Genomic DNA, 11506 nt, shown 5'->3' on the forward strand with positions numbered 1-11506 from the left:
ATAAGGCAGCGAGTTTTCCTTGAAAAATCTCAACTGAGTAGATTGATAATTAGGAGATGCACCCGAAAATTATCCCTAAAATGGTGGTAAATAACCCATGGCATTTTTGACTCGATCGAGAGTTTGATTGGCCACCGCTTCTGCTTTGAGACGACCTTGCCGTAAAACTGTGGCTAAATAATCTTTATCCTCTCTAATTTCGGTGTATTTTTCCTGAATAGGTTGCAGAGATTCTATGGTGACTTCTGTTAACATCGGTTTAAATTGTCCCCAACCTAAATCGGCACATTCTCCCGCGACCACCTCTTGACTTTTTCCCGATAAAATGCTATAGAGAGTTAATAAATTATGGCATTCGGGACGTTCTGGATCATCGAAAGTTAAACCCTTAACTAGATCGGTTTTACAGCGTTTAATTTTCTTGGCAATGACATCGGGACTATCGAGAATATTAATCCGACTCATCTCGGAAGGATCGGATTTAGACATTTTATTCCGGCCATCGGTTAAACTCATCACCCGCGCTCCTTCCTTGCGGATCATCGGATCAGGAAGTTTTAAAATTGGTTGTTTCGGTTGCCCAAAAAGATGATTAATTCTAACGGCTATATCGCGGGTTAATTCTAAATGTTGTTTTTGATCTTCTCCCACGGGTACTTTATCGGCATCATAGAGTAGGATATCGGCAGCCATTAGTACGGGATAATCGAGTAAACCTGTGCCAACATTTTCCCCCTGTTTAATTGCTTTTTCTTTAAATTGAATCATATCGGTTAACCAATTTAAAGGGGTGATACAATTCAATAACCAAGTTAATTCTGTATGAGCTTTAACGTGGGATTGGACAAAGATCGTCGCATATTCTAAATCAATTCCGCAGGCTAAATATAGAGCGGCAATTGCTAAAGTATCCTCCGCAAGAGTGGCGGGATTATGGGGAACGGTGATCGCGTGTAAATCGACCACACAAAAGAAATTATCGTAGTCTTGTTGTCCCTCCACCCAATTGCGGATCGCACCGAGATAATTGCCTAAATGTAAATTGCCAGTTGGTTGCACACCAGATAAGATTCTTTGTTTACCCATAACTCATGCGATCGCTTTTTATCATAATTTTATTGTATCAGTTTTTGGTGCTAATTTCATCCTAAATCCAATTGGGAAAAATCATTCTCAGATAATAATCCCGCACTGACAGGGGAATGCCTAAATAAATTGGTAGCCAATGGATAAAAGCAAAAATTATCAAAATTATCAGCGAGCGTGAGCCATTTTTATAAATAGGACTGGAACTTTCTAAACCATCGGCTAAGAGCCAAGCTAGGGCAATCCAAGTGAAGCTATAGGCAGCCATATAATGATAGAGAAAAGTACAGCGACTAATTTTTAACCAGGGCAGCAGATTAGCAATATAGTTACAGATAAGATAGGCAGAAATTACTCGCTCTTTTCGGTTAAATAATCGACTAAAAACCACTAGAATCGCTATCGTAGAAAACCACCATAACAACGGATTTCCCATCGCGTGAACATCATAAATTTTATCACCTACTCTCTTAAAATAATAAGCCACAGGTTGCCCCATTACTAACCAACTATACCAAGGAGAACAATAGGGATGAACATCAGATTGATTACCCTTGATTCTCTGATGAAATGACCAAATTTCTTGATGTACTTGCCAAAAATTATATTGATGGTTGACGAGAAGATGAGGTATCCACAGCAAACTATAGGTAATAAGAGGAAAGACAATTAAGGCGATAAAAATGTCCTCTAATCTCAGGTTAGTTGCCTTTGTCCAAAGATGATCTTTTGACTGCTCTTGATTAAATAATTTTATTAACCAAGCAATACCGATAAAAATAAATATTCCCAGTAAAAACCCTAAGCCATTCCATTTAATATTTGCCGCTAAACCGAAAGAAACTCCCGATAATAATAACCAATTGAGGTTTGAATTTTTCTGGAGTGCTAATAAAAAAAATAATTGTCCAGACAAACCGAATAAAATTAAGTAAATATTATTGAGAGCGTAGCGGGATTCTACCAGAAATAATCCGTCTAAACTAGCGAGGAAAGTTGTGATTAAAAATACATTTTTTCTCTGGGTTAATTGATAAGCAATTGCGCCAATAATTAGGGGAATAAAAGAACCAGTCAAAGCATTTAACCAGCGATAACTAAAAGTTGAGCGCAGGGAACCCGTTAAATTATTAATGGTTTCAGGATCGGCAGGAAAATGGGAACCAATCCAGATACTAATAGCAATTAAATATTGACTTAACGGTGGATGAGACTGGAAAAATTCTTTACCGATTAGATATTCATTGCCGTATTTAGCATAATAAACTTCATCGAAAACAAGAGTATTAAACTGACTGAGATTCCAGAATCTTATTCCTAGGGAAAATACAAATATCCCTAGGATAGATAGGTTAAATTTTACTTGAGAATTCATGGAAAGATAATAGTTATGATAACTGGGAATTTTCTGTTAAACACAAGCGAAATTCTTTGACAGCAAGACGGGGATTAGGATGGTTGACGTATTCGGCTAATAATTCTAAATTTAAATCCGGTAATAAAGCACTTTTAGGGATTAAAATATATTCGCCATTCTCTTGCAAAGAATAAATTTTTAACTGATTATCTTGCCAAAACCAAACCTCTTGAGTTCCTAATCTTTGATAAACTTCTAAAACTTTCAGGTTGCCACTGGTTAAGATGATTTCAATCGCCAAATCAGGAAACTCTTTTTCTGTAAATAAACAAAAACATTCATCTGGTTCTTTTCCGGCTTCTTTTTCCTGTTTTCGCAAAGTGGTGGAACCTAATCCCCAGAAATCAATTTCAGCATATTCTAAATAAACTTCTACCAATCTACCGATATTTTTTTTGCTAACTTCGTGACGACGACTAGGAGCCATAATTTCTACCATTCCATCTAGGTAAGTAATGCGATAACTGGAACTATCTTCTAAATGTTTTAAGAGGGTTTCGTACTGTTGCCAATTAACCCCAGAAATAAACATCCTTTGTTCAGGATCATTAGCTTTTAACTCGAAACCTTCTAATCCTTGCAACCGAATCGTAGTCATCATAAAATTAATTACCTCATCTATTTTACTTAATTACTCAGGAAGACTTATTTTGATTTCTTCTGGCGTTAATTTTAGCGCGTAAAATCCTAACTTTATAGGGATCGGCATCTTTTCGCCACAGAATTTGATGGCTTTTGATTGTAGCACAATGCTCCTCTAAACATTTTTGCCAACCCTGTAAACGTTCGATCGCTTTTCGATCTTCTAACAATCCCCAATCCTTTTCTAATTGAGTTAAGCGAACCAATTTATCATAGTTGGGATAATCCGCCGTTACTAAAAGCTCTTTTTCGTGTAGAATTGGCGGATTAGGACTATCCCGGTAATCGCGAAAACTAAAATCAGCCGAACCTAAATATACATCCATGCTAGTAGCTAAAATCGGATGAATTTCTGTATCAAAATTGGGGTAATAGAGATAGGAAATTTTGGGTTGACGAAAAGATAAACGAACAACGTTAGCATTTTCTAACCGTCCGATAGTTTGACTAGCACAACCTTCATATAAGCGTAATAACATCGGTAATTTTTCCAGAATGCTAATATGAATAGTTAGGGAATAACGGGAAAGTTTGCCTAGGGAACTATTTTCACAAGCACGAGCGATCGCTGGCAGATTTCCCGCACTTATTAACACTTCTTCTGCTAAAGCGCAAGCATTGCGATAACTTCCAAATAAAGCTTTAAAATCGGCACGGGTAGCGGGGGATAATTCCCGTACTTTCGGACAGTGGCTAAATTGACTTAAAGCTAAATAAAGTAAAAGATCGGCGCGTCTTTTGTCGGCAATTATCTCCCATTCTTCCCCTTCTGTTACTTGTAGAATCACTTGAAAAGCACGTCTAAAAGTGCCAAATTCTGCCTTAATTTCTTCCTCTTGTAATAATTCTCCTGCGACGGGTAAACGTCCCTGCTGTGTATAAAATTCCATCAGGGGAGTTAATAAATCTTCGTAATCTTCAAAGCGTTTGAGATGGGTTTTAATTTTAGGAGTGGTAGCGCGGGAACGACATCTGGATAAACGAAAAGTTTCGGCTTTTTCCTCCTCTCGAAAAACCAGATAAATTCCCAAAGTTATTGGAATAGAATCAACCCCCAAAGTGCTATCAATATACTGTTTTAGTTCTTCCTGTTGATAGTATTTTTGAAAAGTATTGCGACGGGTTATAATTCCATCTTCATAGGCCATTAAACCCCGTTCGCTATCATCAATTAGAATCTGTGCTGAAACAATTAAAACTTGACGGGTTAATTGCCAAGCTTTTAATAAAGCTTCCTGCCTTTCTTCGGCAGATTCAATAACATTAATTACATAGCCTAAATTAACAATATCAGATTCAATTAAAGGACTATCGGTACGATAATAAGGATCCCAACCTTCACTTTGATAACCCTGTTCAGCTATGCGTTCTATATCACCTCCATAACCACAACCGTAATCAAAAAAAGTGGTTTCAGGAAGGAATAATCCCGCCGCTAATGCTAATCTTGCTGGACGAGAAAGGGTTTTGCGAACAAGAGCAGCCTTGTGGCGATCAATTATTATCGATTTTTCCCTTTGTCCCTCTAAATTACAAACTAAATAATCTCCTGCAAAATCAAGGTGATGCTTTCTTAAAAGCCGTTGCCATTCCTGTTTAGTACCGATGGGATGAGAACTGTTTAAAAGTCCTAAAGCACTCTCGATTTTTGTGAGATGCTCGAATTGTTCATAAAAAGGATAGTCCCTAGTAACAAAAGTTTCTTTTCGGTGTAAAATAGGCGGATTATCAGCATTTTGATAATTCCATTCACTTAAGATTAATGTCCCCAGATCTACCACTAAACTTTTAGTTAAAACTGGGTGAGGTTCCCGATCAAAATCGGGATAAAAAAGATAGGATATTTTCGGTTTATCGGTGCTAAATTTAATTATTGTTGCCTCAGATAAATGCTGATTAATTCTTGCTTGTTGTTCGTAACTCTGGAGGATAGGATCCAGTTGATGTAATGCTTCTCGATGAACATAAAGCGCCCCCGGTAATAGTTTACCGATGGGACTAACTTGACATAGTTGCACGATTAAGGCGAAATTCTCAGCCATGGCAATTAATCTGTCTAATAACAAATTCTAGAGACAGAAAAAACTAAATAAATCTGGTTAAATGAACCCGATAGCGTTCTTTTTTGGTCACAGTAACCTCACCCACTTCTAGACGACCTTTTCCCCGAAAAGAAATCAAATCACCAGTTTTAACATTATAACTAGATTGACTGATATCTTTCCAGTTAACTCGCACATCCCCAGAGCTAATTGCTTCGGCCATTTTACTGCGAGAAATGCCAAAACCCGCCGAGGCGATCGCATCCAAACGTAAGGAAGCTTCCACGGTATTAATTTCTTTTTTTTGCGGTGGTCTAACTTTTAATGCCGTCAAAGGAATCAGGCTAGTTTTCACGGGAACCGAACGCACTTGTCGCAAATTAGCAGATAAAAAATCTGCTAATTCAGGCACTACAATCGCCTGCGCTCCTCGCTCACCTAAAACGATTATATCGCCGACTTTTTCCCGAACGATACCCGTCCCCAACATCGCCCCTAAAAAATCCCGGTGGTTAGCGGTATCAAAAAGAAAATTACCGGCAATATCAAGGGCAGATAGGGGAATATCTGTTACTGTCAAAGGTAGATCAACTCTAGCAATACCGAGGCGCTGTCTTTCTGCTTGGGGATAACCGCCCCATTTTTCCATTGACACATCGGTTAAACGCTGAAAAACTCGTTCTACTTCCGCTAAAACCGCAGGAGAAAGAAAGTCTGTCGTCGTCACTTCCCAAGTCTTAATCGCTTGTTCGGCTTTATCAATAACTTTCGCTATCTCCTCGCGGTTCTCGACACCCTTTAGTAATTCTTCTCTTGGTAACATTGTTTTCTGGTAATTAATCAAAAATTCTTAGGAAAAAATCAAATGACCGATAACTTATTCCCGATAACCGTTCACCGTTCTAGGGCGTATCCTTGCAAATTTTCGGGGTTAAATTGACGCAGGATAAGAGTCGCTTGATTTTTCAGGTTTTCCGAACCCTGCACGATAATAATATATTTTCCCGCACCGAGACGATTGCGATAAGGAAGTGCATCGCCACTGCCGGACGATAAACCCACGCCACCACCGACAAAAATACTGCCCATCGCCCCCCCCATCGCCCCAGCAATGCCGCCGACGATATGATTGCCCGGTTCTCCGGCCCAATCAAAGGTATGCAATCCCGTAATCAGGTTAAAAAGGTAGCCGCCGGCAAAACCGAAGGGAATTAACCAAAAAGCCATGAGAGTAGCCCGTTTTTTGGCCTGTTGGAAGGGATCGATCAAACCGAACTCATCAGCACTTTTATAGCCGCGACCGAGAATGGTCACTTGAGATTGGGGAATTCCCGCCTTTTCCAGGGCAACGGCAGCTTCTTCTGCTTGTATGCGATCAGCTAACACGGCAATGAGATAATTCATATTCTCCAACTTTTTAGGCTATCTTCATCTCCTATTGTAAGGATTTTGGGGACTGAAAAGCCGCTCGATCGAGAAAATATGCAAGGGGATGCGTTAGTCAATCTTGGATAGGATTGATTAATGTGGAATTATTAGCAATTCAAGAAATTGCTCTATCTTGGTTATTTCTGGCACTAATTAACCATAAAGAAAGATAGTTTAATTATTATTAACAAGAAGTTTTTTAGGACTATTACCATTGGGATTAGGCTGTAAAGTTCGACTCACTCCTGTCATTATCTGAATGTTTTCATCGGCTACATCTGAGGTAAAAACTAAAAGAGAGATTAGATTTTTGGTAATAATATCTAGTCTTAAGTAATTCACTTGTACGCCAATTGAATTTATGAAAAAAAGAGAAATAAATAGCGCAGATCCAGCCTTCTCTTATAGATATAGACCAATTTAGATGCGCGGCAGCTTATTAGTTAAAACCGACTTGACTGCTGAAATAGGGAATTGATTCCCTGACCGAAGATTGACTTCTCTCTTGTGTTTAGTTGTGGCGCTGGGATTTCTAACCGTTGTATGATGGAACAATGCGAAGACTCACAATCACTCGACCCGACGACTGGCACCTTCATCTCCGCGACGGTGCGGCACTGAAAGCGGTTCTACCCCATACGGTGCGTCAGTTTGCCCGTGCCATTATCATGCCAAATTTAAAGCCCCCAGTGCGCTCAGTCGCCGATGCCGCCTCCTACCGCGAGCGCATTTTGGCAGCAGTTCCAGAGGGTCAACAGTTCGAGCCACTGATGACCCTCTATCTCACCGATAATACCAGTCCCGAAGAAATTATGGCGGCGAAAGCCTCCCAGTTTGTCAAAGCGGTGAAATACTACCCAGCTGGTGCGACAACTAATTCCGACTTGGGGGTGACGGACCTTCGTCGGTGCGATCGCGTTTTGGCAGCGATGGAGCAGCTGGATCTGCCGCTACTACTGCACGGAGAAGTTACCGATGGTGATATTGATGTGTTCGATCGCGAGAAAGTGTTCATTGAGAAGCAATTAATCCCACTGATAACCAGATTTCCGAAACTGCGGGTCGTCTTTGAACACATTACCACTGCCGATGCGGTCAAGTTTGTTCTATCTGCTAACAACAACGTCGCCGCCACAATTACGCCCCAACATTTATTATTTAGCCGAAACATTCTCTTTACCGGTGGCATTCGTCCCCATTTTTATTGCCTGCCGATTTTGAAACGAGAGGATCATCGTTTGGCACTTTTGCAAGCGGCAACATCGGGCAATCCCAAGTTTTTTCTAGGGACTGATAGTGCGCCCCATTCTCGCTACAGCAAAGAAAGTTCCTGTGGCTGCGCGGGTTGTTATTCGGCTCTGCACGCCCTAGAGTTGTACGCAGAAGCATTTGAGAGCGTCGATGCGCTTGAGCAACTGGAAGGGTTCGCCAGCTTTCACGGGCCAGATTTTTATCAACTCCCCCGGAATACGGAACAAATCACATTAAACAAAACCCCTTGGCGCATTCCCGATGAATTGCCCTTTCCCGAATCTGGACTGGTACCGTTACGAGCGGGTGAAGAGATAAGCTGGCAATTAGGGCAATAAAAACCGCCAGTCTTGATAGTTGCGGTCAAGAATTCACGATTTATTAAAGACTGATTATTTATTCCCCCTCTTGCCCCTTGCATGAGTGCCTGCCCTGATATGTAGCCTATACTCAAGGGATTTAGTGTCACATCTGAAAACCCTAAGTTAAATAAGCGATAGTTACCCCCGAACCCCCCTCATTTTGGGGTGCTAATTGAAAGCGTTTTACCTGGGGATGACGGGATAGGAAATCGTGAACACCTTGACGCAATTTCCCCGTACCTTTACCGTGAATAATCCATAATATACCCGATGGGGTGGCTCTGACGATCGCCTGTTCGATATCCGTTTCTGACTCTGCCACCCTGGAACCGCGAATATCGACGGTATTATTAGCAGTACGAATTAAAGGAGTCTCCTGGGGTTTTGTGGGAGTTTGGGGCAAATTTTTGGCAGGTTTTGGCGCAGTTTCCACTTTTTGACCATCCAAAGACTCAATCTGATCCAAGGGTAGGGTCATCTTCATCATACCGAAACGCAGGGAAATCTCGTCTGATTCCGGTGAAATTGCTAAAACTTCGGCAGTTTGTCCCAAATTGGGCAAGCGGACTCTTTCCCCCACTTGCGGACGATAATTAACCTTAGTTTTTTCCGTTTTTGGTAATAACCTTTCTGCGATCGCAGTTAACTCCTCTGTGGCTTTTTGGGCATCTCTACCGGTTTTTGTTCCCGCTTGCAATCGGCGAATAACATCATTAATCTCTGCTTTTGCCGATAATAAAGCCTTTTGTATCTCCTGCTCCTGATAACGTTTTAATTCTCGCTCTCTCTCCTGTAGAGAATTAGCCCGTGTAGAAACCTCTGTATAAAATTTCTCTGTTTGTTGGAGTAATTGACTAGCTTCCTTAGCTTTTGACTCCTGTTCCCGTCTTTGCGCTTCCAAACCAGCAATTACTTGATTTATCTCCTCCGATAACCCCCCCAGATGATTTCTCGCTTCGGCCACAATTTCGGGATTTAATCCCAAACGCTGGGCAATAGTTAAAGCATTAGAACGCCCCGGAATGCCCCATAATAGTCGATAAGTGGGGGAAAGAGTGCGATCATCAAACTCTACCGAGGCATTTTCAAAGCGAGAATCTTGATACTTTAACGCTTTTAATTCCCCGTAGTGAGTGGTAGCCACCGTCAGTAAACTATGATCGGCGAGGTATTGTAAAATAGCGATCGCTAAAGGACTTCCCTCGGCCGGATCCGTACCTGCTCCCACCTCATCGAGTAAAACCAAGGAACGAGAATTTAAAGCCGCTAAAATGCGGACAATCCGGCGAATGTGACCCGAAAAAGTCGATAAACTCTGTTGCAAGGACTGTTCATCTCCGATATCGGCCAAAACCTGATCGAACCAAGGTATCTCCACCGGTTCCCGCGCTGGAATAAACAAGCCTGCTTTCGCCATTAAAGCCGCTAATCCGAGGGTTTTTAAAGTAACGGTTTTTCCGCCGGTATTTGGTCCGGTGATGGCAACAACGCGAATTTCTGGGGTAATCTGCACATTTATTGGTATGACCTCCCCCCCCTGTTCATGGTGTTTTTGCCACCAGAGCAAAGGATGACGCAAATTCCGCAAAGTAATCGTTTCCGAACCATCGATAAAGCGGGGGGGATTACCCTCTAACCATAAACTGTAACGGGCCCTAGCGGTGGCCAGATCGAGCCTAGTAGCGATCGCTAGTAAATATTCTAAATCCTCAAAAGCTTCGGCGATCAGATTACTTAACTGCCGCAGGATTTTTTCTTCTTCGATTTGTTCCTGACGACGATATTGCCGCAGTTGATTGCCTTGGTCAACGATAGAGTGAGGTTCAATGTAAAAAGTCGCCCCTGTGCTGGAAGTATCGTGAATTATCCCCGGTATTTGCTCTTTTTGTGCTGCTTTGACGGGAATCACCCAGCGCTCGCTTCTTTGGGTAATGACTGCTTCTTGGATAGCACCGCCCTGCTTTTGCATGATATCCTGTAATTTTCGGTAAATTCGCTCTTTAATCACCTTTATTTGTCCCCGAATTTCGCGTAATTGGGGACTAGCGCGATCGGATATCCGGCCATCTTCATCGATACAACGGTGTATTTCCTGTTCTATCTCTGGATAGGTGCGAATTTCGGCTACTAACTCCTTTAAAACCGGTATATCTTCCTGTTCGTCAATTAAACGCCGTAAACGTCGCACTCCGGCTAAAGTCGTGGCAATATTTAAAAGTTCCTGTCCCGATAATAAACCCCCCAGATGCGCCCTTTCTAGGGCATCGCCGATGTCGCTAATCCCATCAAAGGAAAGACGACTATCTAATTTTTGTTCTAAGCTATAAACTTCTTTGGTTTGGCAGAGTAGGTTTAAACTTTCCTCTTTGCTTTCCGGTAAAGGCAATTGACGAATCGCGATCGCACCTAGTTTAGTCGCTGCAAAAGTAGCTAGGTGTTGACATAGCCGCGGCCATTCCAATAATTCTAGGGTTTCGTCTTGAATCAATTTTGTAGTTTTTTATAATACGCTTTGTATTTCTAGTCTAACCAGATTTGGCCCGATTTTTACAGGAGTCATTTCAGTCAACAGTAATCAGTCATCAGGGAAAAGACAGCACTGTTACTCGCACCTAATACCTGTCACTTAACAATCCCACCAATCTGTTGACTATCTAAATTACTCGTTAAGACTGCACTGGAGTGCCGGAGTTGGAAGCAGGGAGAGGAAGTTCGAGCATTTGTACTAAAATTTTTAATACGCAGTTTAAATTCAGTACAGCTTATAATATTAGGTCGAGTTCTACTGATAACTGATAACTGATAACTGATAACTGATCACTGATCACTGATCACTGATAACTGATCACTGTATCTAAATTCCTTTCTGGAGAGAGAATTGCACCTGTTTAAATTCTTGTTTTAAACGTTGTTTGAGTTTGTCGGGGACAGGACGGGAACCGTAGGCGGTATAATAACCAGCTAGAGAGTTTAAGGCTGTTTGCATAGTAGTGAAAGAACGCAAACCCCCGGATTTTTTATCTCGTCGGTAGAGGGAGATGTAATCGTTGATTTGTTCCTTTGCTTGCGACTCAACTGCCGCTTTATTCGGGTCATCTTTGACCACATCAAGGGCTGTGGTTAAAGTTTCAATCACCGTCAGGGTATCCTGTCCATAATTGCCCGTTAACCCCGAACTACTAGAACAACCCATCAATCCGATGACCAGGACGAGAACCAAAGCTAATAAGCGAGAAATGTAAGGTTTTAGAGACATATTTTCAACACCATAAGTTAAT

At 41.5% G+C, this 11506-nt stretch carries 9 protein-coding genes; 1 reads left to right on the forward strand and 8 read right to left on the reverse strand.

Annotated elements, in window-relative coordinates; translation table 11 throughout:
- Positions 1 to 75 precede the first annotated feature (75 nt).
- From trpS to IQ224_RS01675, 6 genes are all read right to left on the reverse strand, one after another.
- Entirely contained in the window at positions 76 to 1086 is a 1011-nt protein-coding gene (gene trpS, locus IQ224_RS01650; RefSeq protein WP_002740424.1) for a tryptophan--tRNA ligase, read from the reverse strand.
- 61 nt (positions 1087 to 1147) lie between these two features.
- Positions 1148 to 2461: a dolichyl-phosphate-mannose--protein mannosyltransferase gene (locus IQ224_RS01655; protein ID WP_002740423.1), complete on the reverse strand. Its 1314-nt coding sequence runs from the start codon at positions 2459 to 2461 to the stop codon at positions 1148 to 1150.
- A gap of 13 nt (positions 2462 to 2474) precedes the next feature.
- Positions 2475 to 3104: a Uma2 family endonuclease gene (locus tag IQ224_RS01660; RefSeq protein WP_036399258.1), complete on the reverse strand. Its 630-nt coding sequence runs from the start codon at positions 3102 to 3104 to the stop codon at positions 2475 to 2477.
- 34 nt (positions 3105 to 3138) lie between these two features.
- Complete coding sequence (locus tag IQ224_RS01665; RefSeq protein WP_194032430.1) at positions 3139 to 5187, reverse strand: DNA phosphorothioation-associated putative methyltransferase; 2049 nt, start codon at positions 5185 to 5187, stop codon at positions 3139 to 3141.
- A 43-nt stretch (positions 5188 to 5230) separates the two neighbouring features.
- Complete coding sequence (locus IQ224_RS01670) at positions 5231 to 6010, reverse strand: photosystem II S4 domain protein (protein WP_194032431.1); 780 nt, start codon at positions 6008 to 6010, stop codon at positions 5231 to 5233.
- Between the two features lie 71 nt (positions 6011 to 6081).
- Positions 6082 to 6591 carry a hypothetical protein gene (locus IQ224_RS01675; RefSeq protein WP_002740417.1) on the reverse strand — a complete coding sequence of 170 codons (510 nt, stop codon included), beginning with the start codon at positions 6589 to 6591 and terminating at the stop codon, positions 6082 to 6084.
- Between the two features lie 578 nt (positions 6592 to 7169).
- Between IQ224_RS01675 and pyrC the strand changes: the two genes are divergently transcribed.
- Entirely contained in the window at positions 7170 to 8204 is a 1035-nt protein-coding gene (pyrC, locus tag IQ224_RS01680; protein WP_002740413.1) for a dihydroorotase, read from the forward strand.
- 142 nt (positions 8205 to 8346) lie between these two features.
- Here the strand turns inward: pyrC and IQ224_RS01685 are convergent, their stop codons facing one another.
- On the reverse strand, positions 8347 to 10716 hold the full coding sequence (locus IQ224_RS01685; protein ID WP_002740411.1) for an endonuclease MutS2: 2370 nt from the start codon (positions 10714 to 10716) through the stop codon (positions 8347 to 8349).
- A 366-nt stretch (positions 10717 to 11082) separates the two neighbouring features.
- On the reverse strand, positions 11083 to 11484 hold the full coding sequence (psb27, locus tag IQ224_RS01690) for a photosystem II protein Psb27 (RefSeq protein ID WP_002740409.1): 402 nt from the start codon (positions 11482 to 11484) through the stop codon (positions 11083 to 11085).
- Positions 11485 to 11506 lie beyond the last annotated feature (22 nt).

This window comes from Microcystis sp. LEGE 00066 (assembly GCF_015207925.1).
Taxonomy (GTDB): domain Bacteria; phylum Cyanobacteriota; class Cyanobacteriia; order Cyanobacteriales; family Microcystaceae; genus Microcystis; species Microcystis ichthyoblabe_A.